25 protein-coding genes are annotated in these 26,747 nt (G+C 67.6%); 19 read left to right on the top strand and 6 right to left on the bottom strand.

All coding sequences use genetic code 11. The features are described 5' to 3' along the window. Positions 1–2: 2 nt before the first annotated feature. Complete coding sequence (locus JZ792_RS18360) at positions 3–2,306, bottom strand: MMPL family transporter (protein WP_216911688.1); 2,304 nt, start codon at positions 2,304–2,306, stop codon at positions 3–5. Positions 2,307–2,480: 174 nt separating this feature from the next. Here JZ792_RS18360 and JZ792_RS18355 point away from each other — a divergent pair, with 174 nt between their 5' ends. Next, on the top strand, positions 2,481–2,804 hold the full coding sequence (locus JZ792_RS18355) for a hypothetical protein (RefSeq protein ID WP_216911686.1): 324 nt from the start codon (positions 2,481–2,483) through the stop codon (positions 2,802–2,804). A 215-nt stretch (positions 2,805–3,019) separates the two neighbouring features. On the opposite strand, the gene JZ792_RS18350 is transcribed toward JZ792_RS18355, so the two are convergent. Beyond that, positions 3,020–3,736: a hypothetical protein gene (locus JZ792_RS18350; RefSeq protein ID WP_216911684.1), complete on the bottom strand. Its 717-nt coding sequence runs from the start codon at positions 3,734–3,736 to the stop codon at positions 3,020–3,022. Positions 3,737–4,077: 341 nt separating this feature from the next. Between JZ792_RS18350 and def the strand changes: the two genes are divergently transcribed. The 4 genes from def (at position 4,078) to JZ792_RS18330 (ending at position 8,161) form a co-directional block, all read left to right on the top strand. Continuing rightward, positions 4,078–4,641 (top strand): peptide deformylase, encoded by a 564-nt coding sequence (gene def, locus JZ792_RS18345; RefSeq protein ID WP_216911683.1) that lies wholly within the window; start codon positions 4,078–4,080, stop codon positions 4,639–4,641. Further along, a complete protein-coding gene (gene fmt, locus JZ792_RS18340; protein ID WP_216911680.1) occupies positions 4,641–5,564 on the top strand; it encodes a methionyl-tRNA formyltransferase in 924 nt (307 codons plus the stop codon). Before def ends, fmt begins: the two co-directional genes overlap by 1 nt. A 725-nt stretch (positions 5,565–6,289) precedes the next feature. Beyond that, positions 6,290–7,753 (top strand): RsmB/NOP family class I SAM-dependent RNA methyltransferase, encoded by a 1,464-nt coding sequence (locus JZ792_RS18335; RefSeq protein WP_216911679.1) that lies wholly within the window; start codon positions 6,290–6,292, stop codon positions 7,751–7,753. 60 nt (positions 7,754–7,813) lie between these two features. Next, positions 7,814–8,161 (top strand): MmcQ/YjbR family DNA-binding protein, encoded by a 348-nt coding sequence (locus JZ792_RS18330; protein WP_216911678.1) that lies wholly within the window; start codon positions 7,814–7,816, stop codon positions 8,159–8,161. 19 nt (positions 8,162–8,180) lie between these two features. Here JZ792_RS18330 and JZ792_RS18325 read toward each other — a convergent pair whose 3' ends face one another. After that, positions 8,181–9,158 (bottom strand): RNA polymerase sigma factor SigF, encoded by a 978-nt coding sequence (locus tag JZ792_RS18325; RefSeq protein WP_438804345.1) that lies wholly within the window; start codon positions 9,156–9,158, stop codon positions 8,181–8,183. Continuing rightward, entirely contained in the window at positions 9,158–9,580 is a 423-nt protein-coding gene (locus tag JZ792_RS18320; protein WP_216911677.1) for an ATP-binding protein, read from the bottom strand. Before JZ792_RS18320 ends, JZ792_RS18325 begins: the two co-directional genes overlap by 1 nt. A gap of 147 nt (positions 9,581–9,727) precedes the next feature. On the opposite strand from JZ792_RS18320, the gene rpe reads away from it, so the two are divergent. Next, the gene (gene rpe / locus JZ792_RS18315; protein WP_216911728.1) at positions 9,728–10,381 is read left to right on the top strand and encodes a ribulose-phosphate 3-epimerase; all 654 of its coding nucleotides are present in this window, start codon (positions 9,728–9,730) and stop codon (positions 10,379–10,381) included. Between the two features lie 63 nt (positions 10,382–10,444). Here rpe and JZ792_RS18310 read toward each other — a convergent pair whose 3' ends face one another. Beyond that, a complete protein-coding gene (locus JZ792_RS18310) occupies positions 10,445–10,918 on the bottom strand; it encodes a hypothetical protein (RefSeq protein ID WP_216911676.1) in 474 nt (157 codons plus the stop codon). Between the two features lie 561 nt (positions 10,919–11,479). On the opposite strand from JZ792_RS18310, the gene JZ792_RS18305 reads away from it, so the two are divergent. The 5 genes from JZ792_RS18305 to JZ792_RS18285 all read left to right on the top strand — a co-directional run bounded on the left by JZ792_RS18305 (position 11,480) and on the right by JZ792_RS18285 (position 15,055). Then, a complete protein-coding gene (locus JZ792_RS18305) occupies positions 11,480–12,103 on the top strand; it encodes a riboflavin synthase (RefSeq protein WP_216911675.1) in 624 nt (207 codons plus the stop codon). Positions 12,104–12,205: 102 nt separating this feature from the next. Beyond that, positions 12,206–13,450 carry a bifunctional 3,4-dihydroxy-2-butanone-4-phosphate synthase/GTP cyclohydrolase II gene (locus JZ792_RS18300; RefSeq protein ID WP_109526899.1) on the top strand — a complete coding sequence of 415 codons (1,245 nt, stop codon included), beginning with the start codon at positions 12,206–12,208 and terminating at the stop codon, positions 13,448–13,450. 46 nt (positions 13,451–13,496) lie between these two features. Then, entirely contained in the window at positions 13,497–13,976 is a 480-nt protein-coding gene (ribH, locus tag JZ792_RS18295) for a 6,7-dimethyl-8-ribityllumazine synthase (protein WP_109526900.1), read from the top strand. A 4-nt stretch (positions 13,977–13,980) separates the two neighbouring features. Beyond that, positions 13,981–14,487 carry a PH domain-containing protein gene (locus tag JZ792_RS18290; RefSeq protein WP_216911674.1) on the top strand — a complete coding sequence of 169 codons (507 nt, stop codon included), beginning with the start codon at positions 13,981–13,983 and terminating at the stop codon, positions 14,485–14,487. Between the two features lie 28 nt (positions 14,488–14,515). Beyond that, positions 14,516–15,055 (top strand): GNAT family N-acetyltransferase, encoded by a 540-nt coding sequence (locus JZ792_RS18285; RefSeq protein ID WP_216911673.1) that lies wholly within the window; start codon positions 14,516–14,518, stop codon positions 15,053–15,055. A 36-nt stretch (positions 15,056–15,091) separates the two neighbouring features. On the opposite strand, the gene JZ792_RS18280 is transcribed toward JZ792_RS18285, so the two are convergent. Continuing rightward, positions 15,092–17,041, bottom strand: a complete 1,950-nt coding sequence (locus JZ792_RS18280; protein ID WP_216911672.1) for a gamma-glutamyltransferase family protein — start codon at positions 17,039–17,041, stop codon at positions 15,092–15,094. Between the two features lie 709 nt (positions 17,042–17,750). Here JZ792_RS18280 and JZ792_RS18275 point away from each other — a divergent pair. The 8 genes from JZ792_RS18275 (at position 17,751) to tpiA (ending at position 26,615) form a co-directional block, all read left to right on the top strand. Beyond that, on the top strand, positions 17,751–18,167 hold the full coding sequence (locus tag JZ792_RS18275) for a hypothetical protein (protein WP_216911671.1): 417 nt from the start codon (positions 17,751–17,753) through the stop codon (positions 18,165–18,167). Positions 18,168–18,241: 74 nt separating this feature from the next. Beyond that, positions 18,242–20,290, top strand: coding sequence for an excinuclease ABC subunit UvrC (gene uvrC / locus JZ792_RS18270; RefSeq protein WP_216911670.1), 2,049 nt, complete (start codon positions 18,242–18,244; stop codon positions 20,288–20,290). Between the two features lie 115 nt (positions 20,291–20,405). Then, positions 20,406–21,353, top strand: a complete 948-nt coding sequence (rapZ, locus tag JZ792_RS18265; RefSeq protein WP_109526906.1) for an RNase adapter RapZ — start codon at positions 20,406–20,408, stop codon at positions 21,351–21,353. After that, the gene (locus JZ792_RS18260) at positions 21,350–22,396 is read left to right on the top strand and encodes a gluconeogenesis factor YvcK family protein (protein WP_216911669.1); all 1,047 of its coding nucleotides are present in this window, start codon (positions 21,350–21,352) and stop codon (positions 22,394–22,396) included. The genes rapZ and JZ792_RS18260 overlap by 4 nt, the downstream gene beginning before the upstream one ends. Then, positions 22,393–23,370 carry a DNA-binding protein WhiA gene (gene whiA / locus JZ792_RS18255; protein WP_198654415.1) on the top strand — a complete coding sequence of 326 codons (978 nt, stop codon included), beginning with the start codon at positions 22,393–22,395 and terminating at the stop codon, positions 23,368–23,370. The genes JZ792_RS18260 and whiA overlap by 4 nt, the downstream gene beginning before the upstream one ends. A 207-nt stretch (positions 23,371–23,577) precedes the next feature. Beyond that, positions 23,578–24,597 (top strand): type I glyceraldehyde-3-phosphate dehydrogenase, encoded by a 1,020-nt coding sequence (gene gap, locus JZ792_RS18250; RefSeq protein WP_216911668.1) that lies wholly within the window; start codon positions 23,578–23,580, stop codon positions 24,595–24,597. A gap of 3 nt (positions 24,598–24,600) precedes the next feature. Further along, entirely contained in the window at positions 24,601–25,833 is a 1,233-nt protein-coding gene (locus JZ792_RS18245; protein ID WP_216911667.1) for a phosphoglycerate kinase, read from the top strand. Then, positions 25,833–26,615: a triose-phosphate isomerase gene (tpiA, locus tag JZ792_RS18240; RefSeq protein WP_216911666.1), complete on the top strand. Its 783-nt coding sequence runs from the start codon at positions 25,833–25,835 to the stop codon at positions 26,613–26,615. The genes JZ792_RS18245 and tpiA overlap by 1 nt, the downstream gene beginning before the upstream one ends. The last annotated feature ends 132 nt before the right edge of the window (positions 26,616–26,747 follow it).

Below are 26,747 nucleotides of genomic sequence, written 5' to 3'. Positions count from 1 at the left end.
CGTCAGCGGTGAGTCGCCGCCGCGGTCTCGGTCCTCGACGGCCGCTCGGCCGCGTCCGGTTCGCGTACCACCGGTAACCGCAGGGTGATCGGGTCGGTGACGGGTGTGGTCTGGATGAGGTCGACGAGGTTGGCGTTACGCGGGTGTGCGTCGTCGAGGACAGGCTCGCCGAGGCCCACCTTCTGTTGGATCCGTTTCATCCAGGCAGGGGCCCACCAACAGTCGTCGTCGAGCAGTTTCATGGTCGCGGGGACCAGGAGCATGCGCAGGACAGTTGCGTCGATGAGTAGGGCTGCGATCATGCCGAAGGCGATGTATTGCATCATCACCAGGTCGGAGAAGGCGAACGCGCCGACGACCACCAGCAGAATCGCGGCGGCGGCGGTGATGATGCGGCCGGTGTGGGCGGTGCCGATGCGCACGGCCTCGGTGGTGGACGCGCCTTGGGCGCGGGCTTCGACCACGCGTGAGAGCAGGAATACTTCATAGTCGGTGGACAGGCCGTAGATGATGGCCATGATCACCACGAGCATGTTCGATTGGATCGGTTGCGGGGTGAAGTTCAACGGGCCCGCGCCATGTCCGTCGATGAAGATCCACGTCAGAATGCCGAGAGTGGACCCGAGGCCGAGCGCGCTCATGAGAGCGGCTTTGATCGGCAGCACCAGTGAACCGAAGGTCAGGAACATCAGCAGGGTCGTGATGAGCACGACCGCGGCGATCATCCACGGCATCCGGGACAGCAGTGCGTCGATGCTGTCTTTCTGCATGGCGGGGACCCCGCCGACGAGCATGCGTACGGCCTCGGGTTGATCGAGGCCACGCAGGTAGTCGATGGTAGGTCCGGCGTCGTTCGAATCGGTGAGCGCGGCCGTGGTCCGGAATACCTCGGGCTGCTCGGCCGAACGGGAGGGGACGCCGAACGGTTCGGCGAGGCCCGGTGCCTGACCGGCTTGTTTCCATAATTTGCCGATGGCGTTGGTGTCGGTGGAGACGAAGACCAGTTCGATTGGGTCGGATTTGCGCAGCGGAAAGGTCCGGTCGAATTCCTGTTGGGCCAAGCGGGTCGGATTGTCGGGTGGTAGGTACTTTTCGCTGAATCCGCCGAAGGCCAGGTTGCCGATGGGCAGGATCAGCAGCACGAGTGCCAGAATCAGCGGCACGGCGACTTTGATCGGATGTCTCATCACCCAGCGAGTGCTGCGTCCCCAGAACCCGTTCTCGATCTCCTCGGCGGGCTTGGTCTTGCGGAACCGCTTGATACCGAGCATGTCCACGCGCGGGCCGAGAACGGCCAGGATCGCGGGCAGGATGGTGATGGCAGTCAGCGCGGCCATCGTTACCGTCGCGATAGCCCCGTAGGCGATAGATTTCAGGAATCCCTGTGGGAAGAGCAGCATCCCGCCGAGGCTGGCGACAATCATCGTCGCAGAGAAGACGACTGTGCGGCCCGCTGTCATTACCGTGCGGCGCACGGCGGTGGGCGTGTTGTAGCCCTCGGCCAGTTCTTCTCGGAAGCGACTCACTATGAACAGTCCGTAGTCGATGGCCAAGCCGAGCCCGATCATCGACACCACCGGGGAAACGAAGGAATGGACTTCGGTGAACTCGGTGAGGAATTCGACGATGCCGAAGGCCCCGAAGACAGTGAGTCCACCGACGATGAGCGGTAGCGACGCGGCGACGAGTCCACCGAAGATGAAGAACAGCAGTATCCCGACCGCAGGAAAAGCGAGTATCTCCATGCGGTGCAAGTCGGCGGCAATGGTGTCGGTGAGAGTGCCGGCCAACGGTTGCAGACCAGCGACCTGTGTGTCGACGCCGGGAATGGTGAAGACATCCTTGACCGCGCGGTAGTTGCGCACCATTGTGGTGTCGTCGTCACCGCGGATCGCGATCGCGGCGAAGGCGTGCTTGCGATCCGCGCTCGCGATTTGGGATCCGCTGAGTTTGCCCGTCTCGGTGGGCCAGTACGCGGCGTTGATCCCGGTGATCTGCTCGGGGTATCGCCGCGGAAGCTCGTTGAGGTGGTCGACGATCTTGCGCGCGAACTCCGGATCGTCGACGGTCTTGCCCTCGGGTGCGGTGTAGAGAATCAAGACGTCGGCATAGTGATTACGCCCGAACGCCGCGTCGGCGAGTCGACCGGCCTCCGACGACTCCGAGGTCGGGTCGAACAACCCACCGGAACTCAGGTGGTCATCGAGCCCGATCCCGTATCCGGCCAAGCCCAGCATCGCCGCGGCCACCAGTCCGATGACCACGAAACGGATGCGCGAGACCAGATCACCCCACCACGCGAACACCCCGGCTCAACGAGCGACGGGTTCCGGGTAGTTCCCGCGATCAGCGAATTCTCAGGAAGCAAGTCCCCCATGCTGTTTGGGCTCGGGGGTGGATGGGGGCCGTCCCCGGCGTACAGCGCCGTCCGGTATGTCCGATACCCTCGAAATTCCCGCGAGATCCAGGAGATACACGCTATGAAATCCCGCTCGAGAACCTGGCGGTTCACCCAGTTCGCAGGCGGTGCGCTGCTCGTCAACGCCGCGCTGCACTCGGCCAAAGGTCTCACCGGACAACGATTCCCCACCCCCTTCTCCAGCCCGCCGGGAGTCGGTCTGTCGACCCCGGGACAGAACATGGTGTGGGGCGCCATGAATCTCGCGATCTCCGGAGCGCTGCTGCGCCGCCTTCCCCGCACGACCGCCGAGAAGGTCACGGTGGTGACCGGAGGCGTGCTGATGGGCTTCTACCTGCGCCACTACTTCAGCGGTTTGGAACTGGACGAGACCGCTCGCGCCTGATCGCCTCGCGCCGATCCACCCGACGGCGGGCTCCCGGACAGCGCTTTCTCGGAGAAGTAGCCGCACCCCACCCCCACACCGCCGAACAGGTCTTTTCGGGGTAGCCGGACGGAGGTGACAACACCCCGCCCGGCCACACGAGTTTTCTACCAGCTTTTCGATCTCTCCGTGGGGACCTCGGCCGAACTTTCCCACGGCACGCCGAGCGCCACGTGTCAGTGTCCGCGCGCCGCCGCGTATTCCGGGAATCGCTCCGAAAGTGCCGCGTCGAACGCGCTGGCTCGCTCGAACGAATCCATCACGTTGAAGCGACCGCGTTCGAGATACCAGTGCATGAGCGCGGCGGCGGCTCCCGGACGTCCCTGCGTCAAGCACAGCACGACCGTCCCCCGCAGCCGGTCGGGCCGGATGTTCTCCGGATTCGTGCGCGGCGTCGGTACTCTCGCCAGCCCGATAAGTTTGTCGATCGAGTCGCGCTCGGAAAACCACTTCGACACCGGTCCGGAAACATAGCGTAGGAACTTTCCGACGCCACTTGCGAGTCCATCCGCGTCGGATACCGGGAAGACGAGCGCGGTGTTCTGCGGTCTGGCAAGTGATCCGAATCCGACGTGCTCGACACAGTCCAGGAAATCTCGGTCGATCGGCTCCAGGTCGAGTTGTGCCTCCGGAGATAGCTCGCGCGCGAATTCGCCGATCAGCGCGGATACCAAGTAGGTATGGCCGCTGATCACGACGCCACCGTCGCGACGCTGCGCGATGCGGGCCGAGACGCGCTGCATCGTGTAGGGCCGTGCACCGTTCTCCCGACGGAACCACAAACGGCCACGGTTGTCGTCCAGATCTTCGTCTACGAATCCGGCGGCCGCGATTCCCGATGAGAGTGAGTCGGAAATCAACCGCGTCAGATAGTGAATCTGTCCCGGATCCATGTCCCATCCCTTCGCTCGTCCACTGCGCGGCGCACCGATGTACTGCCCGGCGTGCGGGAATTCTGAACGGCCTGGCGACCGCTCATCCTCGGCGCCGAATACGGTTTGGACGAGGACCTGCCGGACCATACGGGAATCTATACCGGATGCCTGCCCGCGAAGACACCGATGTGTGGCACCGCAACCTCGCGGGCGGCCGTGTGCGCTGCGGGCGGCAGTAGTACGAGTGGACCGGGGTGGTCGGGGACGAAGGGCCGTTCGCGCGGCTCTCTAGAATAGAGCGACCGCTGTGCCGCCATCACCTGACGACGACCCTGACGAAACGCTTCCGGGAGCTACTTGTGACCATTCAGCCCGTTCGCCTGTTCGGCGATCCGATCCTGCGTGCCCGTGCGGCGGAGGTCACCGAATTCGATCGTGAGCTGCGTCAGCTGGTCACCGACCTGACCGACACCATGCACGACGACGGCGGTGTCGGGATGGCGGCGCCGCAGATCGGGGTGGGGCTGCGGGTGTTCGTCTACGACACCGAGGACGCGGCGGGGCACCTGGTCAACCCCACCTACACGGTGGTCGGCGACGAGGAGCAGGTCGGCGCGGAGGGGTGTCTGTCCATTCCCGGCCTGCGCTACGACACCCGTCGCGCGCTGCGGGTACACGCTTGCGGATTCGATCTGACGGGGGCGCCGGTCGAGTTCACCGCCGAGGGGCTGCTCGCCCGCTGTGTCCAGCACGAGACCGATCATCTCGACGGCGTGCTGTTCATCGATCGACTCGATCCCGCCGACCGCAAGGAGGCGATGCGCACCATCCGGGAATCCGACTGGTTCAACGCGGGCGTCACCGTGCGCAGTTCGCGCGCGCTCGGCGCGGGTAACGCCGGACCGTTCGGGCGGGGTCGCTGATGCGCATCGTCTTCGCGGGGACGCCCGAGCCCGCGGTGCCGTCGCTACGGCGCTTCGTCGAATCGCGACGTCACGAGGTGATCGCCGTGGTGACCAGGCCCGACGCGGTCGCCGGGCGGGGCAGGAAGGTCACCAGGTCGCCCGTCGGACAACTCGCCGACGAACACGGGATCCCGGTGCTGACCCCGCGTCGCCCCTCCGAGCCCGAGTTCGTCGAACAACTCCTCGCGCTGGCGCCGGACTGCTGCCCGGTGGTCGCCTACGGTGCGTTGCTGCCGCAACAGGTGCTCGACATCCCGCGCTTCGGCTGGATCAATCTGCATTTCTCGCTGCTGCCCGCCTGGCGCGGCGCGGCGCCGGTGCAGGCCGCAATCGACGCGGGCGACGAGATCACCGGCGCCTCCACCTTCCAGATCGAGGCGGGACTGGACACCGGTCCGGTCTTCGGTGTGGTGACGGAGAAGATCGCGGTCACCGATACCGCGGGCACCCTGCTCGCCCGGCTCGCCGAAACCGGGGCGCGCCTGCTGGAGACCACCATCGACGGCGTGGAAGACAATACGCTGCAAGCGATTCCGCAATCCACCGACGGCGTTTCCTACGCGCCGAAGGTTGTCGCCGAGGACGGTCACATCCGCTGGGATCAGCCCGCGCTCGCCATCAGCAGGCGCATCCGGGCCGTGACGCCCGCACCGGGCGCGTGGACCGAGATCGACGGACTGCGCCTGAAGGTCGGTCCGGTGGAGATGGTCGAGGAGGCCCTTCCTGAACGTGCCATCGAAGTGCGTAAATCCGGGGTCTTCGTCGGCACCGCCACCACGGCGGTCCGGCTCGACCAGGTGCAACCGCAGGGCAAGCGCATGATGGCCGCGCTGGACTGGGCACGCGGTGCCCGGCTGGCGCCCGGCGCGGTGGTCGAGTGAAGGCCGAGGATCGACCACACGGCTCCGATCGTCCCGACCGGCGACCCCGTCGCGCTCCCGAAGCGCCACGCCGACCGGATGGAGAACCCGCGCGCGGTTCCCGCTCCGGGCAAGAACGGACCGCCGCCCGCAAGCCAGGGAAAGGCGCCGTCGACGGCGGTTGGCTCGCTCGCACGCAATCCACGAAAAGTGACATCGCACAGCATGAATCGGAACGTCGGGGCAGGAATTCCGCCCCGCGTTCGCGCCCGGGCGCAGCCGCACCACGACGAGACGACTACCCGCGCGGCGACGCGCCACGAACCCGACCGGAGCGGTGGAATATGAACACACAGCGTAATTCGGGGGACGAACAGTCGCGCGGCGCGGGCGGGGGAGCGTCGGAACGCGAGGGTGGGGCGAATTCGCCGGATGCCCGTCGAGGCGGTTCCCGGGACGAGCCCGGCCGTTCCGGTGAGTTCCGCGACCGGCGGCGCGATCCCGAGGCGTCTCGGGGCGGCGCGTCGCGTGATGAAGGCAAGCGCCCCGCAACCGGGCGTCCGAATGCTGTCCGACCGCAGGAGGCCGGTGGTCGTTCCTCCGGTGGCGGGCGTGGTAACGACGATGGCGCGCGTGGCGGGCGGGAACAGGCATCGCGTGGTGCGAACCGTGCACGAGGCGGCGATTCCGCGGCGGCGGGCGGCAAGCGGGATTCGACGGGTTCGGCGAACGCGGGGCGACCCGGTGTGTCGAAGGGTGCACGCGGCGGCAGAGCGGCTTCGGAAGGTCGCGGCAAGAAGCAGCAGGTCCGCTCGGGAGCGTCGAAAGACGCGGGGCGGCAGCATGTGCAGAAACAGCGCGGCCCGGTGGGCGATCCCGTTCGACTCGTCGCCCGCGATGTACTGCGCGCGGTGCGGGAACGGGACGCGTACGCGAACCTCGTGCTCCCCGCGCTGCTGCGCGAACGCAAGATCTCCGGTCGCGACGCGGCCTTGGCGACCGAACTCGCGTACGGGGCGAGCCGTTCACGCGGTCTGCTCGACGCGGTGATCGCCGCGGGCGCTGGCCGCCCGGTCGAGGAGATCGACGGCCCGCTACTCGACGTGCTGCGACTCGGCGTCTACCAGTTGCTGCGCACAAGGATCGGCGCGCACGCGGCGGTGGACACGTCGGTGGATCTGGCTCGCGCCGAATTCGGCACGGGCAAGGCGGGATTCGTGAACGCCGTGCTGCGCAGGGCGGGGGAGAAGACCGCCGAGGAATGGGTGGAGGCGCTCGCGCCTGCCGATCCGGTCGGGCACATGGCCTTCGAATTCGCGCATCCGCTCTGGATCGCGCAGGCCTTCGCCGACGCACTCGGCGCGCGCGCCGGGGAATTGCGCGATCTGCTCGCGGCCGACGACGCCCGTCCCTCGGTGCACCTGGTCGCCCGTCCCGGTGAGATCAGCGCCGAGGAACTGGCCTTGGTCACCGGCGGCGAGGAAGGCCGGTGGTCGCCGTACGCGGTGTATCTCGACGGCGGCGACCCGGGCAAATTGGATCCGGTGCGCGAGGGTCTGGCGGCGGTGCAGGACGAAGGTAGCCAGCTGGTCGCGCTCGCGCTGACCCGCGCCCCACTCGAAGGTCCGGACAGCGGTCGCTGGCTCGACCTGTGCGCGGGTCCCGGCGGCAAGGCCGCGCTGCTGGGCGCGCTGGCCGATATCGACGGGTTCCGCGTCGACGCGGTGGAACCGGCCGAACATCGTGCCGAACTGGTCCGCAAGACCACCAAGGATCTGCCGGTCGACGTGCACGTGGTCGACGGCCGCGACAGCGGACTGACCCCCGGCTACGACCGCGTTCTGGTCGATGCTCCGTGCACCGGCCTCGGCGCGCTGCGTCGTCGGCCCGAAGCGCGCTGGCGCCGGACCCCGGCCGATGTCCGCGATCTGGTCGTCCTCCAGCGTGAACTCCTGGCCGCGGCGTGGGAACTGCTGCGCCCCGGCGGGGTGGTCGTCTATTCCACCTGTTCACCGCATCTGCCCGAGACGGTCTCGATCGTCGCCGATTTCGCCCGCCGCACCGGCGCGGTGCAACTCGACACCAGGGAACTCCTCCCCGGCGTCACCGATATCGGCGAGGGGCCGGCAGCCCAGCTCTGGCCGCACCGGCACGGCACCGACGCCATGTTCGTCGCGGCCCTGCGCAAACCCGTTGAGCCGGTGAACTGACCGGATTCCCGCGTTCCATTCGTCCAAGCCGGGCCGCCGTCGACGCGGGAGACTGGGTTCATGGCTCTGAGTTGGCAGCAGGTCGTCTCGATGGCGACCGAACTCCCCGAGGTCACCGAGTCGACGTGGTGGCGTAGTCCGGCGCTGAAGGTGGGTGCGAAGGGGTTCGCCCGATTACGCACGGAGGCGGAGGGCGGTCTGGCGCTGCGGTGTGAGCTCGAGGAGAAGGCGGCGCTGCTCGCCTCGGGCGACCCGGCGTTCTACACGACCCCGCACTACGACGGGTATCCCTACATCCTGATCGATCTCGACCGGATCGCGCCCGAGCAGCTCCGGGAGATGCTCGACGCCGCCTGGTGGCTGGCCGCCCCCGCGAAACCGCGCGGGCGACGCGAAAGCACCCGATAGGACCTCGGGCGTTCCGCGTTCACTCGCGCTGGGACAGTTCCCGCAGGCGGGCGAGGGTTTTCGCGAGGATTCGCGAGACGTGCATCTGCGAGATGCCCATCTGCTGGGCGATCTGGGTCTGGGTCATGGATTCGAAGAACCGCATGGTCAGGATGCGGCGCTCGCGTTCGGGCAGTCCGGCCAGCAGCGGCCGGATCGCCACGTATTCCTCGACGCGGTCGAACTGCGATTCCTCTTCGCCCAGGGTGTCGAGCAGGGAGGCGTCGGTATCGCGCCCGAGCGAGGCCGCGTCGATCGAACTGGGCTGATAGGCGTTACCCGCGATGACGGCCTGGGTCACCTCGTCCGGGTCGACGTCGAGTTCGGCCGCGATCTCCTTGGCCGTCGGCGAACGCCCGAGCGTCTGTGACAGCGAGTCGATCGCCGCGCCGATCCGCAGGTGCGTCTCCTTGACCCGCCGCGGAACCCGCATGGCCCAGGTGTTGTCGCGGAAGTACCGCCTGACCTCGCCCATGATGGTCGGCACCGCGAACGACAGGAAATTGGAGCCGCGGCTCACATCGAAGCGGTCGACCGCGTGCACCAGACCGACGCGCGCCACCTGGGTGAGGTCGTCGAACGGTTCGCCGCGCCCGCTGAACTTGCGCGCGATGTGATCCGCGAGCGGGATGCAGCGGCTGATCAGTTCCCCGCGGATCGCGGCGTGCCTGGCGGTGCCGGGCTCGGCCACGGCGAGACGTTCGAAGATGGCGGCGAGGTCGTCGTATCCCCCCGAGACCGACCCGACCTCCTGGACGGTCTCGGCATCTTCGGCCTCGTCGGGGTCCTCCGCGCTGTCGGCATCCTCGGCGCCTTCGGAGTTCGAGGTGTTTTCGGGGTGTCCCGGGTTCTCGGCATCCTCGCCATCGGTGATCTCGACGCGCTCCTCGGTGGTCACCGAATCGGCGTCGCGCTCGTGCTCGATGTCGTGCTCCTGCTCGGTGTCCTGCTCCGCCACTACGCCTTCCCCCGGACCCGACGGAACTCGACCGTCGTCGGATATCCGGAAGCCGTCGAGTCGTAGGGGTTCTGGGTAGCTTCGACCGAATCGGTCAGGGTGCGCAGGACATGCCACCCGAAGCTGCGCTGGTCGGGTAGCCCCTCATTTGCCGCGATTCCGCTGACGTGCACGAGCAGCTCGGCCTCACCGATGGTGAACCGGCACAGCAGGCTCGTCTCCGGCAACGCGACCGCGATCAAGGTCGAACACACCTCGTCTACCGCGAGTCTGATGTCGGCTACCTCGTCCAGCGTGAAATCGCTGAGTAGGACGAGGGTTTCGGCGAGCCCGCGCACGATGGGCAGCTGTGTGACCGATGCGGCCACCCGAATCTCCACCGGGGTGCTGTAGATCCCCTGTTCCGCCGAAATGTTGATCACCCTGAGAAGGCTACCCACTCGCGGCGCGGGCAATCACCGTTTGTGCTGCGCGCGCCCATCGATGTCCGGGTCCGCGCCTGCGGATCCGGGGTTCTACCGGCCTCGGTACACTCCCGCGATGTGACCTTCTCTCGCCCGGCCGAGCCGATGATCGCCCCGTCCATACTCTCCGCCGACTTCGCGCATCTCGCGGACGAGGCCCGCGCCGTGTCGGGCGCGGACTGGCTGCACGTCGACGTCATGGACGCGCATTTCGTGCCCAACCTGACCCTCGGTCTGCCCGTGGTGCACAGCCTGCTGAAGGCCACCGACATCCCGCTGGACTGCCACCTGATGATCGAGGATCCGGGCCGGTGGGCGCCGCCGTACGCCGAGGCGGGCGCGCACAACGTCACGTTCCACGCCGAGGCGACCGACGATCCGATCGCGGTGGCCCGCGATATCCGCGCGGCGGGCGCGAAGGCGGGGCTCTCGGTGAAACCGAACACACCCATCGAGCCGTACCTGGAGATCCTGCGGGAATTCGACACCTTGCTGGTGATGAGTGTGGAGCCGGGATTCGGCGGGCAGTCGTTCATCACGCACGTGCTGGACAAGGCGCGGATCGTGCGCAGCCTGGTCGACGCGGGGGAGCTGCGGTTGATCGTGGAGATCGACGGCGGTATCAACGCCGACACCATCGAGCAGGCCGCGGAGGCGGGAATCGACTGTTTCGTCGCCGGATCCGCGGTGTACAACACGGCAGATCCCGCGGCCACGGTCGAGGCGCTGCGACGCAAGGCCGTGGCGCACCGCGCCTGAGCTCGGCAGCGCACCGCGCCTGAGCTCGGCAGCGCACCGCGCCTGAGCGTCGCTCGAATTCCGTTAGCGCGCCGGTGATTTGCGCGTGCCGAGGGTGCGAGCCGCCTCGATCACCGCCTCGAGCGGTGGCAGGGCGGCCGCGCTGTCGGGCGGCGGCTCGATCCAGGTGCGGTAGCCGGTGCGCTCGTCCTCCGGCGAGGGCAGCACGACCTGGCAGCCGGTGCAGGCCACGGTCGCGTACAGCCGGAACAGTTCGGCGGAGACCGCCGCCCCGAGTCCCTCGGGTTGTGCCGGGCCGGTGATGAAGGTCCAGCGCTTGGCCCTGGGATGGTCGACGACGGGCGCGACAATGCCCGCTCGGCTCAAGTGCGCGCGCACCTGTTCGCCGAGGTCGCTCGGCATTGTTATCGCGCCGTAATGGGTTCCTATATGAAGCAGGATTCGCCGCGATGTCGGATCGATCGACGCGGGCATATGGAATTCGCGTCGATACTGCACGCAACGCACTTCCAGCGTCGAATCGAGAGAAATGGTCACGCGACACCCCCGGCTGTGCAGAACTCGTTCGGACCCACGGGTTTCATACTTCCCTCGAGTGTTGGTGTTCGTCGGTGTCGTACTCCCCGGTAGTGGCGGCACCACGGGGCGAAGAGCTCCACGCTGAACTGCTCGGATCAGAAGTTGAACGGTAGGAATGGGCTACATAACAATATTGCGTCCGTCACGGTCGGCGCGCAAGTTGAAAGTGTAAGCGTGTTCGGGATGGGTACCACCCGGTAATCGATGCTAGCGCGGGTGTGTGAAATTCATCCGCTCGGTTTCCAAAACGTGTCTCAATGATTGTCGCCGTCGGATGAACGGCGACACTCCGCCTTGTTCCGGGAGAGTTGTCCGGTCGTTACCGGGGAATTCGGCACGCATTCGGTCGGTTTTGTCCCCCCGGTGGTTCGGCGGTCGCCGCCGACCCGCGCCCGCCGCCTACGACTCGGCGTCGTTAGGCTGGTCAGGGACCACGATCGCCGCGTGCCCCGGGAATAGCGGCACGGGTTCCGGCTGTTTCGCAGTTCGTACGTACACCACGCGACAGGAGTGTCACCGATGTTCACAGGCATCGTCGAGGAATTGGGCGAGATCGTCGCGGTCGAACGGTTGGCCGACGCCGCCCGCCTCACGATCAAGGGCAAACTGGTGACCTCCGATGCCGGGCACGGTGATTCGATCGCGGTCAACGGCGTCTGCCTGACCGTCGTCGATGTCGTCGACGGCGATTCGTTCACCGTCGACGTGATGCAGGAGACGCTGAATCGATCCAGCATCGGCGGTCTCGACACCGGATCGGGAGTCAACCTGGAGCGCGCGGCGGCGCTGAACAGCCGTCTCGGCGGACACCTGGTGCAGGGGCACGTCGACGGCACGGGCACGGTGCTCGCCCGCACGCCCTCGGAGAACTGGGAAGTGGTGCGGATCTCGCTGCCCGACGCCGTCGCCCGCTATGTCGTCGAGAAGGGTTCCATCACCGTCGACGGCATCTCGCTGACGGTCTCCGGTCTCGGCATCGCGGACGAGCGTGCGGCCGACGGCAGCCTGGACTGGTTCGAGGTCTCGCTCATCCCGACCACCCTGGCGATGACCAATCTCGGCGCCGCGAGCGTCGGCACCACGGTCAACCTCGAAGTGGACGTCATCGCCAAGTATGTGGAGCGCTTACAGCAGCGTGGCTGATTCCGTCGTGGGCGATCCCACACCGGCGGACGCGCCGACCCGCGCGCACGGTCAAGGCCTTACTGTAGTGAGGCACCTATTTCGAGATGGAGCGCAACAGACGTGACCAGGTTCGACACCATCGAGCGCGCAGTCGCCGATATCGCCGCCGGTAAAGCCGTCGTTGTCGTCGACGACGAGGACCGCGAGAACGAGGGCGACCTCATCTTCGCGGCAGAGAAGGCCACCCCCGAACTCGTGGCCTTCATGATTCGCTACACCTCCGGATATATCTGCGTGCCCCTGATGGGTGACGACTGCGACCGTCTCGGACTGCCGCCGATGTACGCGCAGAACCAGGACAAGCACGGCACCGCCTACACCGTCTCGGTCGATGCCAGGGAGGGCATCACCACGGGTATCTCCGGCGCCGACCGTGCCACCACCATGCGTCTGCTCGCCGACCCCAACGCCAAGGCCGACGACCTGACCCGCCCCGGTCACGTCGTGCCGTTGCGCGCCAAGGACGGCGGCGTACTGCGCAGGCCCGGTCACACCGAGGCCGCGGTCGACCTGTCCCGGATGGCGGGTCTGCGCCCGGCCGGTGTGATCTGCGAGATCGTCAGCCAGAAGGACGAGGGCCACATGGCCCGCACCGAGGAACTGCGGATCTTCGCCGACGAGCACGATCTGGCGCTGATCTCCATCGCCAGCATGATCGCTTGGCGCCGCAAGCACGAGAAGCAGGTCATCCGGGTGGCCGAGGCGCGTATCCCGACCGCGCACGGTGAGTTCATGGCCGTCGGTTACCAGAGCATCTACGACGAGGTCGAGCACGTCGCGCTGGTGCGCGGCGATATCACCGATGGCGAGGACGTCCTGGTCCGCGTGCATTCGGAATGCCTGACCGGCGACGTCTTCGGCTCGCTGCGCTGCGACTGCGGACCACAGCTGGACGGCGCGCTGGAATTGGTGGCGGCCGAGGGCCGCGGCGTGGTGCTGTACATGCGCGGACACGAGGGGCGCGGCATCGGCCTCATGCACAAATTGCAGGCCTACCAGCTCCAGGATTCCGGTCACGACACCGTCGACGCGAATCTCGAACTGGGCCTGCCCGCCGACGCGCGCGACTACGGCACCGGCGCTCAGATCCTGGTCGACCTCGGAATCCGGTCGATGCGGCTGCTCACCAACAATCCGGCCAAGCGGGTCGGTCTCGACGGCTACGGTCTGCGGATCACCGAGCGGGTGCCGATGCCGCTGCGCGCCAACGCCGAGAATCTGCGCTACCTGCGGACCAAGCGCGATCGGATGGGCCACGACCTGATCGGACTCGACGAACTCGATCTGGGCGAGACCGCGCAGTAGGGGAGCCGACAGCAATGCCAACCACGCACCGAAAAGGCGGACAACGATGAGCGGCACCGGCGTACCCAGCTTCGAGCTGTCGGATGCCAAGGATCTCAAACTCGGCATCGTGGCCTCGCGCTGGCACACCACCATCTGCGACACCCTGGTGGCGAATGCCGAACGGGTGGCGAAGGAAGCCGGCGTCGAGCAGGTGACCGTGGTGCGCTGCGCCGGTGCGATGGAACTGCCCGTCGTCGCCCAGGAGTTGGCTCGCACCCATGACGCCGTCGTCGCGCTCGGCGTGGTGATCCGTGGCGGCACACCGCATTTCGAATATGTCTGTGACGCGGTGACGGCCGGTCTGACGAGGGTTTCGCTGGACGAGTCGACCCCGGTCGCCAACGGCGTGCTGACGACGAATACCGAGGAGCAGGCGCTCGACCGCGCCGGGCTGCCGGGTTCGGCCGAGGACAAGGGCGAGCAGGCCTGCGCCGCGGCGCTCGATGCCGCGCTCACGCTGCGCGCCCTGAGACAGTCGGCGTAGACGGATGCCTGCCATCGACGTGTCGAAGCGCGATTCCCCGGCGGACGAGGCCGATCCGGTGTGGGATCTGGAAGTGCGTCCGCGCCGGGCGGTACTGACCGCCCGGATCGTGGCCGTGAAGCTGATCATCGTGTTCGGTATCGGCGGGATCTGGTTGCGTTCCGGCTCGACCGGCGTGACCTTCCGGGTGATCGACCAGGTCGCGATGGTGTCGATCGGCCTACTCCTGGCCGCGGGGGTGCTGATGCTCACCCGGCCTCGGGTACGGGCGGGCAAGCGCGGTGTTTCGGTGCGTAATGTGCTGGGCGACAACGAATTCGGGTGGGAACATATTCGCGGTGTGAGCTTTCCCGACCGGAAGTCCTGGGCTCGCCTCGAACTCGTGAACGACGACTACGTCCCGATGCTGGCGATTCGGTCCAACGACGGCGAGCGCGCGGCGCGGGCGATGGACCGGTTGCGCGAACTCGGTCGCGAATACGGCGTCACCGAAGAACATCCCAACCCCTGACCGACCCCCGGCCCGTATTCTCGCGGCCATGATGCCGGGCGCGCAGGTCCTCGCCGACGCTTTCGCCGACGACCCACTGATGACACTGTTCTGGCCCGATCCGCTGCGCCGTCGACAGGCGTTGCCGTATTTCTGGGAATCACGCATCGCCTCGCGGCTGCGCAGGGGGCTGGTCGACACCGTCCACGACGAGGCGGGCGACCCGGCATGTATCGCGCTGTGGGAGCCGGAACATGTCGAGTCGCCGATCGCGAAACCGTTCACCCTGCTGCGGGCGCTCGGCCGTGGCCTGCCCCTGGCATTGCCCGCTGTCCGCCGCATCGACGCCACTCGACCGCGCACGCCGCACCTGTACCTGGCCGCGATCGGCACACGCCCGGATCTCCAGGGCCGTGGCCACGCGTCGGCCCTGCTCGCGCGGCGATTGACCGAGGAGGTGCCGCAGGCCTTCCTCGTCTCGACGAGATTCGAGAATGTGGCGTTCTACGAACGGTTCGGCTTCCGGCGCGGGGACGATCTGGTCCTCGACCCCGCCACCACCATCTACCCGATGTCGCGCGCGAGGTAGGCGGTGACGGTCGCTGGATAGTGCCGCCGGTCGGGGTCAGCGTGGACTGTCGCCCAGCACCGCACCCTCGCGACGGGGGTCCGCGCCGCCGATCCAGCCGGTGCCGTCCCGGTGCAGGGCGCTGAGACCGCTGGATTGCGGGGCGACCGACACCTGATGACCCAATTCCCGCAATCGCCGCACCAGCGGGTCGTGATCGCCGTTGTCGGAGGCGTCGATGGCCGGATGTTCGCCGCCGACCCCGGTGGCCGGGCCGTTGCCCGCGCCGAACGACACCGCCGAGACCGCCTGTTGCGGATCCAGCGCCCAATCCAGCATGCCGACCAGTGTTTTCACCACGAACTGGATGATGACCGAGCCACCGGGGGAGCCGGTGACATAGGTCAGGTCACCGCGTGATCCGTCGGGCGCGCGATCGAAGACCAAGGTGGGGCTCATCGAACTGCGCGGACGTTTGTTCGGCTGTAGCCGGTTGGCGACCGGGATGCCGTCCGGGCCGAGCGGATCGGCGGAGAAGTCGGTGAGCTGATTGTTCAGGACGAAGCCGTCGACCAGGTGGAACGAGCCGAAGGCCGATTCGACGGTGGTGGTCATCGCCGCGGCGTTGCCGTATTTGTCGACCACCGAGATATGGCTGGTTCCGTGCTCGGGCGGTTGCGGGCCGACGCCGAGGGGGACCGGACCGAGATCGCCCGGCTGCGCGGTGCCCATGCTGCGTCCGAGGCCGATCAGCCCCGATCGCTGCCTCAGGTAGTCCTTGTTCACCAGTGATTGGGCCGAATTACCCGGCAGCGGAACGAAATCGGTGTCGGCGACGTATTTGTTGCGGTCCGCGTAGGCCAGCCGCTCCGCCTCCGAGATCAGATGTACCGCCTCGGCGCGCGGCTTACCGCCGTTCGCGTCGACACCGTCGGGCCGCAGCGCGGCGAGATCGAAATTCTCCAGGATGCCGAGCGTCGCCGCGACCGTCGATCCACCGGAGGAGGGCGCGGGCATACCGCAGATCTCGCGTCCCCGGTATTCGGTGCACAGCGCCGTGCGTTTCTTGGCCTGGTATCCGGCGAGATCGGCCGCGGTGATCTGTCCCGGGGTGCGTCCGCCCGCGCCGGAACCGACGGCCGCGACGATGTCCTCGGCGATGGCGCCGGTGTAGAAGGCCTGCGCGCCCTCGGAGGCGATGGCGCCGAGGGTTTTCGACATCGCGGGATTGGTCAGCATGGTGTCGACGGTTTTCGGGCTCCCGTCGGGGTTCAGGAAATACGCCTTCGCGCTGTCGTCACCGGCGAGATCCTTCGCCGACTCGGCGATCTGGCCCGCGAGCCTGGCGCCGATGGGGAAACCCCGGTCGGCCAGCCCGACGGCTGGATCGAACAGTTCGCGCCAGGTGAGTTTGCCGTGTTCCAGGTGCGTCTGTTCGAGCAGGCGCAGCACTCCGGGCACGCCGATCGAGCGGCCGCTGGCCCGGGTGTTCGGCGCGGGTTCGGTCCGGTTCGTGTCGCTGACCCAGCGCAGGTAGTTCTCGGTGGCCGCGGCGGGCGCGGTCTCGCGGCCGTCGTAGGCCTCGATGTTGCGGCTCGCGGCGTCGTAGTAGAGCAGGAACGCGCCGCCGCCGATTCCCGAGGCCTGCGGTTCGACCAATCCGAGGACCATCTGCGCGGCGACGAGCGCGTCCGCGGCGGTGCCGCCGCTGCGCAGTACCTCGCAGGCGGCCTTGGTCGAGATCGGATTGGCGGTGGAGACCGCGAAACTGCCGGTGCGCACCGCGCTCATCCCGGAGCGGTACCCGGAGGCGATCTCGGGATTGGTGCTGATGTTGGTGGAGGTGTTCGCGCCGCCCGCCGACGGTGCCGCCGACACCGGGGTGCCGTTCGGTGTCGCGACGCATTCGGCCGCCGAATCGTCCTCGGAGGAACAACCACTCAGCAGTCCCACGGTGAGCAGCGTGGCCGCCGTCATCCCGGTCCAGGCGTGCCGTGCTCGCGTCATCCCCCGACTGTAACCGTCGCTCCCGGTGGGGACGTCGGTTTCGGCGGCATTCCGGGGCGCGCTCGGATACCCGGCGCGGCGGGCGGGCGCACGTCGCCGTGCGGCACGAATTGATCTGTGCGACATCAGTTCTCGTCCTTCTATGCGCCCCCGTCGGATGCGGCGGATCCTCGGGGGTGGGCGGGAGTGGCTCGTGCTTCTCCGGAGCGTGGAGGCTCGGCGGTTCCGAACATGGATACCCGTTCGTCCGCCGGAATCACCCGGGCAGTGCCGTCCTGGGGGTGCGCGAAGCCGAGTGTCGGTGGTGGTGCGGGGGCCGAGTGTCGCTGGTCGTGCGCGAAGCCGGGCGTCGTTCGTCCGTCCGGATCACCCGGGCGGCACCGCCCTCGGTGGTCGTGCGAGGCCGAGCGTCGTCGGTCGTGCGCGAGGTCGCGCGTCGGCCGGAATCCCCTGGTCGTGGCCGATGCTGGAAGTTGACGGTGTGCGTCCCTCCTGCCCGCTGATCCGCGCACGCTCCACTCTCGACGGACCGGCGAGTGCGCCGAGGTCGGCGCGCGGATTCATGCAGGTCGGATGATGATCCCGCACGCGATTTCCTCGAAAAGTGAGCTGGATCACACTGTAGCGGACTATCATGTCCGGACGCGGGATGTGAATTAGCGTTCCGTCTCGTGCGTCCGAGGGGGCGTGTTCGAACTGGGAGTTGCCCGTGGTTACTTTCACAGATTCCGCTCGATTCCATTCGGCGGTACCGATGCCGGGCCCCGTGCGCGAGGCGCGCGAAGCGGCGCTCGGACTGGCCGGATTCGGAATTCTCTACCCGGCGGCGCTGGGGCTGACGCTCGGCGGTGACGCCGCCGTCACCGCGGCACTGCATTTCGCGCCGAGTCTGCTGATCGGGCTGCTCGCGTTCGGCTTCCGCTCCGGCGACGCGTCGTTGCGCAAGAGCGTGCTCGTGCTCGCCACGGTGCAGATCCTGCTCGGCCTGCACATCATCGGCGCCACCGACCTCGGGGTGATCGTCGTGCTCACCGTGCTCTACGTGTGGGGTACCTCGGCGATGCTGATCTACCTGCTGCGGCGTCCGCAGGCCGTGGCGTGGTTCACCGACGACGAACAGGGCTGACGCGCCGACCGGATCGGGCGGCTAGGTCCGCCGCCGACGCGGGAGCTGTCGGACCGCGTCGATAGGCTTGTCCGGTGGCAGATCCAGCGACGTACCGTCCCGCGCCGGGCACGATTCCGGTGCAACCCGGTGTCTACAAATTCCGGGACGCACACGGTCGGGTCATCTACGTCGGTAAGGCCAAGAGTCTGCGCGGCAGGCTGAATTCCTATTTCGCCGACGTGGTGTCGCTGCATCCGCGAACCAGGCAGATGGTCACCACCGCGGCGTCCGTGGAATGGACGGTCGTCTCCACCGAGGTGGAGGCGCTGCAACTCGAATACAACTGGATCAAGGAATTCGATCCGCGATTCAACGTCAGGTACCGCGACGACAAGTCCTATCCGGTGCTCGCGGTGACCTTGAACGAGGAGTATCCGCGGCTGTTCGTCTACCGGGGCGCCAGGAAGAAGGGTGTGCGCTACTTCGGGCCCTACGCGCACGCCTGGGCCATCAGGGAGACCCTCGATCTGCTGCTGCGCGTCTTCCCGGCCCGCACCTGCTCCAATGGAGTCTTCAAGCGCCACAGCCAGATCGGGCGTCCTTGCCTGCTCGGCTATATCGACAAATGCTCGGCGCCCTGCATCGGCCGGGTCAGCGCCGACGAGCACCGCCGGATCGTGGAGGACTTCTGCGACTTCCTCGCCGGACGCACCGACAGGATGGTCCGCGAACTCGAGCGCCGCATGCACGACGCCGCCGAGGAACTGGATTTCGAGACCGCCGCGCGGCTGCGCGACGATGTGCAGGCGCTGCGCCGGGCGCTGGAGAAGCAGGCGGTGGTGCTCGGCACCGGAACCGACGCCGACGTGATCGCCTTCGCCACCGACGAATTGGAGGCCGCGGTCCAGATCTTCCACGTGCGCGACGGCCGGGTGCGCGGTCAGCGCGGCTGGGTGGTGGACAAATCCGGCGACGCCGTCGACGCGCCCGAGGGCGGCGGCGAGATGGCCGCGCTCGTCGAACAGTTCCTCACCCAGTTCTACGGCGAGCAGGCCTCCTACGTCGACCAGAGCCCCGACGAACAGTCCGCGGCGGTGGTGCCACGCGAGGTGCTCGTCCCCGATCTGCCCGCCGACGCCGACCAGATCCAGGAATGGCTCGGCAGCCTGCGTGGTTCGGCGGTGCGTTTGCGGGTGCCGCAGCGCGGGGACAAGAAGGCACTCGCCGAAACCGTGGAACGCAACGCGAAGGAAGCGCTGGCCCAGCACAAACTGAAACGCGCGGGCGACCTGACGTCGCGGTCGGCCGCGCTCCAGGACATCCAGGACGCTCTCGAACTCGACAGCGCGCCGCTGCGGATCGAGTGTGTGGACATCAGCCACGTACAGGGCACCGATGTCGTGGCCTCGCTCGTCGTCTTCGAGGACGGCCTGGCCCGCAAATCCGAATACCGCCACTACACCATCAAGGAGGCGGCGGGAGACGGCCGCTCCGATGACGTGGGCAGTATCGCCGAGGTGACCCGTCGTCGGTTCGCGCGTCTGCGCCGGGAGCGCGACGAGGCGGAACGCACCGAACTCGACGCCGTCGGTTCCGGTGACCTCGATCCGAACGCCGTCGGAACCGGAGGCGTCGAGGACGAGGGCCTCGACCTCGTCTCGCGTCCAGGGATAGATCCCACCACCGGCCGTCCCCGCAAATTCGCCTACCCGCCCAACCTGTATGTCGTCGACGGCGGCGCACCCCAGGTCGCCGCGGCCGCGGAGGTGCTCGACGAACTCGGCATCACCGATGTTGCGGTCATCGGTCTGGCGAAGCGACTGGAGGAGGTGTGGGTGCCGGGCGAGCCGGATCCGGTCATCATGCCGCGTAACAGCGAGGCGCTGTTTCTGCTGCAACGGGTCCGCGACGAGGCGCACCGTTTCGCCATCACCTTCCACCGCAGCAAACGCTCGCGCCGGATGACCGCGTCGGCGCTGGACTCGGTGCGCGGGCTCGGTGCGGCGCGCCGGACCGCGCTCGTCACCCATTTCGGGTCGGTGGCCAAGTTGAAGGAGGCGACGGTGGAACAGATCACCGAGGTACCGGGCATCGGCGTAGCAACCGCGAAGGCCGTCCTCGCGGCATTGCGGGAGACCTAGCGGGCGCATCAGTGCACCCGCGGCCCCGGTATCGCGTACGTTGTGTGTCTGCGCCCGATACCGGAACCCGGTGCGGGATGATCGAGAGGCCCCCAAAACACAGATCCGGTAGGACATGACACGCGTCGAATCGAACAATAGTGCGGGCAGCCCGCGGCAGGTCGCGGGTAACCGGTTCCAAGAGCAGGTCGAGGTCGTCATCGTTACCGGGTTGTCCGGTGCGGGCCGTGGTACAGCCGCGCGGGTGCTCGAGGACCTGGGCTGGTATGTCACCGATAATCTGCCACCCGAATTATTCGGCCGCATGGTCGAACTCGGTGTCTCGGCCGAGCCACCGATCACCCGGTTGGCGCTGGTCATGGACGTGCGCAGCAGATTCTTCACCGACGATCTCACGGTGGTGATCGAGCAGTTGCGCGCCCTTGGCGTGCGCACGAGGGTGCTGTTCCTCGAGGCGTCCGACGATGTGCTGATCCGGCGCTTCGGTTTCGCCAGGCGGCGTCATCCGCTGCAGAGCGAGAGCGCCGACGGTACGTTGTCGGCGGGTATCGCCGCCGAGCGGATCCGGCTGTCCCCGGTCAAGACCGCCGCCGATCTGGTGATCGACACCACCGAACTATCGATCCACCAACTGCACAGGAAGATGGAGGAGGCATACGGCGGCGGCGCGCCTGCCGCTCTCCAGCTGACCGTGCAGTCCTTCGGTTTCAAATACGGGGTTCCGTTGGACGCCGACATGGTGTTGGATGTGCGTTTTCTACCCAATCCGCATTGGATTCCGGAACTCCGGGAACATTCGGGACAGGACACCGTGGTCAGCGAGTACGTGCTGTCGCGTCCCGGCGCGGCCGATTATCTGAGTACCTGCCGCCACCTGGTCGATCTGACGACGAATGGTTACCGCCAAGAGGGGAAGCGATACATGACGGTGGCAGTGGGCTGCACCGGAGGCAAACACCGCAGCGTGGCGATAGCCGAAGCGCTGGGGGAGGCGATCGGCGGGGAATCGGACGGTTCCGCGGATGTGGTCCGGATCGTGCATCGGGATCTGGGGCGCGAATGACGGGGTGGGAATCGAATCCCGCCGTCGTCGCACTCGGTGGCGGGCACGGCCTGTACGCGACGTTGACGGCGGTGCGCCGGTTGACGCGCAAGATCTGCGCCGTGGTCACGGTCGCCGACGACGGCGGTTCCTCCGGCAGGCTACGCGCGGAACTCGGCGTGCTACCGCCGGGTGACCTGAGGATGGCGCTCGCCGCGCTGGCCGAGGACCCCGACGGGGTGTGGACGAAAACCGTTCAGCACCGCTTCGGCGGGACCGGCGCGCTGGCGGGACATTCGGTCGGCAACCTGATCGTGGCGGGCCTCACCGAAGTGCTCGGCGATCCGGTCGCGGCGCTCGACGAGGTCGCCAAGATGCTGCGCATCACCGGCCGCGTGCTGCCCATGTCGCCGATCGCGCTCGATATCGAGGCCGACGTCTCCGGACTCGAGGCCGATCCACGGGTGAGCCGCTGCATTCGCGGACAGGTTGCGGTGGCGACGACGCCGGGCAAGGTGCGCCGAGTCAGGTTGATCCCGTCCGACCCGCCCGCGAGCACGGAGGCGACCTCGGCGATCGAGCACGCCGATGTGGTTGTGCTCGGCCCCGGTTCGTGGTTCACCAGCGTGATTCCGCATGTGCTCGTGCCCGAACTACGCGACGCGCTGGTGTACACGCGAGCGCGAAAAGTCCTCGTGTTGAATCTCGCGGCGGAGCCCGGCGAGACCGCGGGCTTCTCCGCCGAACGACACCTGCACGTATTGTCCCAGCACGCACCGGAATTCGTGGTAGACGAAGTTCTGGTCGACGCGAACAGCGTTCCTGAGGGCCGGGAACGCGAACATGTGGCCAGGGCTGCCGAACAGTTGCGGGCCCGGGTAACCTTCAGCGATGTCGCCGAAGCGGGGACGGCCCGGCATGACCCCGGAAAGCTCGCCGCCGCACTGGATCACCTGATCCGGCAACCTCGGCCGCAAATGGCAGGGCTTCGAGTCGAGGGACGGCACATGGGCGCGGATGTGCGGTCCGGGTTGGGTGGAAAGGAGCGCGTCTCGTGGCGATGACAGCCGAAGTGAAAGACGAGTTGAGCAGGCTCACGGTGTCGCAGGTGAGTTCCCGCAAGGCGGAGTTGTCCGCGTTGCTGAGGTTCGCGGGCGGCCTGCATATCGTCGGCGGGCGGGTGATCGTCGAGGCCGAGGTGGACATGGGATCCATCGCGCGACGGCTACGCCGGGAGATCTTCGAGCTGTACGGGTACGGGTCCGACGTACACGTACTCGGAGCGGGCGGCCTGCGTAAGACCTCGCGGTACGTGGTGCGGGTGTCGAAGGAGGGCGAGGCGCTGGCGCGCCAGACCGGCCTGCTCGACGTGCGCGGCCGTCCGGTGCGCGGATTGCCCGCGCAGGTGGTCGGCGGCAGTATCGCCGACGCCGAAGCAGCCTGGCGCGGTGCGTTTCTCGCGCACGGCTCGCTCACCGAACCGGGGCGCTCCTCGGCGCTCGAGGTCAGCTGCCCGGGTCCGGAGGCGGCGCTGGCGCTGGTCGGCGCGGCTCGGCGGCTCGGCATCACGGCCAAGGCCCGCGAGGTGCGCGGCACCGACCGGGTCGTGGTCCGCGACGGTGAGGCGATCGGCGCGCTGTTGACCAGGATGGGCGCGCAGGACACCCGGCTCACCTGGGAGGAGCGCCGGATGCGGCGCGAGGTCAGGGCGACGGCGAACCGGTTGGCCAATTTCGACGACGCGAATCTGCGCCGTTCGGCCCGTGCCGCGGTCGCCGCGGCCGCCAGGGTGGAACGCGCGCTGGAAATTCTCGGCGAGGACGTGCCCGACCATCTGGCCGCCGCGGGCAAACTGCGCGTACAGCACCGGCAGGCGTCGCTGGAGGAACTCGGCCAGCTGGCCGATCCGCCCATGACCAAGGACGCGGTCGCGGGCCGGATCAGGCGGTTGTTGTCGATGGCGGACCGGCGGGCCAAGGAGTTGGGCATTCCGGATACCGAATCCGCGGTCACCGCCGAACTACTCGACGAGGCGTAGCAGCGCCGCGTTCAGCACACCGATTGCCACGACCGGCCGGGCACACCGTGAGAACACACGGCGCGCCCGGCCGGTCGTGTTTCGTCCGTGTTGCGGTCGCGTCGTGCGAGCTCATGAATGCCAGGTGCATGTCGGGGAGATCGGCGCAGGGCATTAGGGTGAGTGGGGCATCGGAATGAATCCGCTTGAAAGCTGAGGAGCGATAACGTGACTGTCCGGGTAGGCATCAACGGCTTCGGTCGTATCGGACGTAACTTCTTCCGGGCGGTGGAGGCGCAGAAGGCGCTCGGCACCACCGACATCGAGATCGTCGCGGTCAACGACCTCACCGACAACGCGACTCTCGCCACGCTGCTCAAGTACGACTCGATCCTCGGCCGCTTGCCGCAGGACGTGTCCTTGGACGGCGACGACACCATCGTGGTCGGCGACCAGCGCATCAAGGCGCTGGCCATCAAGGAGGGCCCGGCGGCGCTGCCGTGGGGCGACCTCGGCGTCGACGTGGTCGTCGAGTCGACCGGTATCTTCACCGACGCCACCAAGGCCAAGGGCCACCTGGCGGCGGGCGCCAAGAAGGTCATCATCTCCGCCCCCGCCAAGGGCGAGGACCTCACCGTGGTCCTCGGCGTCAACGATCACCAGTACGACGGCAGCCAGAACATCATCTCGAACGCCTCGTGCACCACGAACTGCCTCGGCCCGCTGGCCAAGGTCCTCAACGACGAGTTCGGCATCGAGCGTGGCCTGATGACCACGATCCACGCCTACACCCAGGACCAGAACCTGCAGGACGCCCCCCACAGCGACCTGCGTCGCGCCCGCGCGGCCGCGCTGAACATCGTGCCCACCGGCACCGGAGCGGCCAAGGCGATCGGCCTGGTGCTCCCGGAGTTGCAGGGCAAGCTCGACGGCTACGCGCTGCGCGTGCCGGTCCCCACGGGTTCGGTCACCGACCTCACCGCGACGCTGCGCAAGTCGGCCACCGTCGACGAGATCAACGCCGCCTACAAGGCCGCCGCCGAGGGCCCGCTCAAGGGCATCCTGAAGTACAACGTGGACCCGATCGTGTCCAGCGACATCGTCACCGATCCGCACTCGTCGATCTACGACGCGCCGCTGACCAAGGTGATCGACAACCAGGTCAAGGTCGTCTCCTGGTACGACAACGAGTGGGGCTACTCCAACCGCCTCGCTGACCTCATCGGTCTCGTCGGCAAGTCGCTCTGACATATGGGCGTCAAGACACTCCAGGATCTCCTGGCGGAGGGTGTCGAGGGTCGGGGCGTACTCGTGCGCTCCGATCTGAACGTCCCTCTCGACGACAACGGACAGATCACCGATCCCGGGCGCATCATCGCGTCGGTGCCGACCCTGAAGGCGCTGGTCGAGGCCGGCGCGAAGGTGGTCGTCACGGCGCATCTGGGCCGCCCGAAGGGCGAACCGGATCCGAAGTTCTCGCTGGCGCCGGTCGCGGTGAAGCTGGCCGAACTGCTGGGCCGCAACGTCCAGCTGGCGGGCGACGTCGTCGGGTACGACGCGCTGTCGCGCTCGGAGGGCCTCACCGACGGTGACGTGCTGCTGCTGGAGAACGTGCGGTTCGATCCGCGCGAGACCAGCAAGGACGACGCCGAGCGGGCGAAGTTGGCCGCCGCCCTGGTCGAACTGGTCGGCGAGGACGGCGCGTTCGTCTCCGACGGTTTCGGCGTCGTACACCGCAAGCAGGCGTCGGTATTCGACGTCGCGCAGCTACTCCCGCACTACGCGGGCACGCTGGTCGCGGCCGAGATCGAGGTGCTGGCCAAGCTCACCGCCGAAGCGCAGCGACCGTCCGCGGTGGTGCTCGGCGGGTCCAAGGTCTCGGACAAGCTGGCCGTCATCGAGGCGCTCGCCCCCAAGGTCGACACCCTGGTGATCGGCGGCGGCATGTGCTTCACCTTCCTTGCCGCGCAAGGCTTCTCGGTCGGCAACTCGCTCAAACAGGACGAGATGATCGACACCTGCAAGGGACTGCTCGATCGCTACGCCGACGTCATCCATCTGCCGCGCGACATCGTGGTGGCCGACGGATTCGCCGCCGACGCGGAGTCGAAGGTGGTCGACGCCAACGAGATTCCCGACGGCTGGATGGGCCTGGACATCGGCCCCGAGTCGGTGAGCCGGTTCTCCGCGCTGCTGACCGAGGCGAAGACGGTGTTCTGGAACGGCCCGATGGGCGTGTTCGAGTTCGAGAAGTTCGCCGCGGGCACGCGAGGTGTCGCCGAGGCGATCGTCGTCGCGACCGGCAAGGGCGCGTTCACGGTCGTCGGCGGCGGTGACTCGGCCGCGGCCGTGCGCACCCTCGGCCTGCCCGAGGACGGGTTCTCGCACATCTCCACCGGCGGCGGCGCCTCCCTCGAATACCTCGAGGGTAAGGAACTGCCCGGCATCAGTGTTCTCGAAGACACAGCGGGAGAGGCCGAGTAATGGCACGTAAACCGCTCATCGCGGGCAACTGGAAGATGAACCTCAATCACCTCGAGGCCATCGCCCTGGTCCAGAAGATCGCCTTCGCGCTGCCGGAGAAGTATTTCGCCAAGGTCGACGTGACGGTCGTTCCGCCGTTCGTCGACCTGCGCAGCGTGCAGACCCTCGTCGAAGGGGACAAACTCCTGCTCACCTACGGTGCGCAGGATGTCTCCACCCACGACGAAGGCGCCTACACCGGCGAGATCAGCGGCGCCATGCTCGCCAAGCTGGGGTGCAGTTTCGTGGTCGTCGGCCACTCGGAACGGCGGCAATACCACCTCGAGGACGACGCCACCGTGCTCGCCAAGGCCAAGCAGGCGCTGAAGTTCGGGATCACCCCGATCGTGTGCATCGGCGAGGGCCTGAACGTGCGCGAGGCGGGCACCCACGTCGAGTACAACCTCGAGCAGTTGCGCGGTTCGCTCAAAGGTCTGACGGCCGAACAGATCTCGAAGGTCGTCATCGCCTACGAACCGGTCTGGGCGATCGGCACCGGCAAGGTCGCCACGCCCGCGGACGCGCAGGAAGTCTGCGGCGCCATCCGGAAGGAACTCGCCGAACTGGCCTCGCCGGAGATCGCCGCCGAGGTCAGGGTGCTCTACGGCGGTTCGGTCAACGCCAAGAACGTCGGCGAACTGGTCGGTCAGACCGATATCGACGGCGCGCTGGTCGGCGGCGCTTCGCTGAAGGGTGACGAATTCGCCACCCTGTCGGCCATCGCCGCAGGCGGGCCCCTGTAATTGGCGGCCGGGGCCGCGGGTTCGCGGCCCCCTTGTGTCTCGCGTCCGAGGGGTCGAGGCTGGCGACTTCGTCGCTTCGCCTCGACCCCTCGGACGCGAGACGGGCCGCGAACGTGGGGGGCGGGTTTTGTC

Origin of the sequence: Nocardia noduli (assembly GCF_019038455.1) — a bacterium.
GTDB lineage: Bacteria > Actinomycetota > Actinomycetes > Mycobacteriales > Mycobacteriaceae > Nocardia > Nocardia noduli.
Note: the sequence above shows the minus strand (reverse complement) of the source record. Positions and strands in the feature narration are given on the sequence as shown.

Coding starts and splice junctions, on each gene's coding strand:
- JZ792_RS18355 (WP_216911686.1), top strand. CDS start 2,481: ATGAAATCCCGCTCGAGAACCTGGCGGTTCACCCAGTTCGCAGGCGGT.
- JZ792_RS18350 (WP_216911684.1), bottom strand. CDS start 3,736: ATGGATCCGGGACAGATTCACTATCTGACGCGGTTGATTTCCGACTCA.
- fmt (WP_216911680.1), top strand. CDS start 4,641: ATGCGCATCGTCTTCGCGGGGACGCCCGAGCCCGCGGTGCCGTCGCTA.
- JZ792_RS18330 (WP_216911678.1), top strand. CDS start 7,814: ATGGCTCTGAGTTGGCAGCAGGTCGTCTCGATGGCGACCGAACTCCCC.
- rpe (WP_216911728.1), top strand. CDS start 9,728: ATGATCGCCCCGTCCATACTCTCCGCCGACTTCGCGCATCTCGCGGAC.
- JZ792_RS18305 (WP_216911675.1), top strand. CDS start 11,480: ATGTTCACAGGCATCGTCGAGGAATTGGGCGAGATCGTCGCGGTCGAA.
- ribH (WP_109526900.1), top strand. CDS start 13,497: ATGAGCGGCACCGGCGTACCCAGCTTCGAGCTGTCGGATGCCAAGGAT.
- JZ792_RS18290 (WP_216911674.1), top strand. CDS start 13,981: ATGCCTGCCATCGACGTGTCGAAGCGCGATTCCCCGGCGGACGAGGCC.
- JZ792_RS18285 (WP_216911673.1), top strand. CDS start 14,516: ATGATGCCGGGCGCGCAGGTCCTCGCCGACGCTTTCGCCGACGACCCA.
- JZ792_RS18280 (WP_216911672.1), bottom strand. CDS start 17,041: ATGACGCGAGCACGGCACGCCTGGACCGGGATGACGGCGGCCACGCTG.
- rapZ (WP_109526906.1), top strand. CDS start 20,406: ATGACACGCGTCGAATCGAACAATAGTGCGGGCAGCCCGCGGCAGGTC.
- JZ792_RS18260 (WP_216911669.1), top strand. CDS start 21,350: ATGACGGGGTGGGAATCGAATCCCGCCGTCGTCGCACTCGGTGGCGGG.
- whiA (WP_198654415.1), top strand. CDS start 22,393: ATGACAGCCGAAGTGAAAGACGAGTTGAGCAGGCTCACGGTGTCGCAG.
- JZ792_RS18245 (WP_216911667.1), top strand. CDS start 24,601: ATGGGCGTCAAGACACTCCAGGATCTCCTGGCGGAGGGTGTCGAGGGT.
- tpiA (WP_216911666.1), top strand. CDS start 25,833: ATGGCACGTAAACCGCTCATCGCGGGCAACTGGAAGATGAACCTCAAT.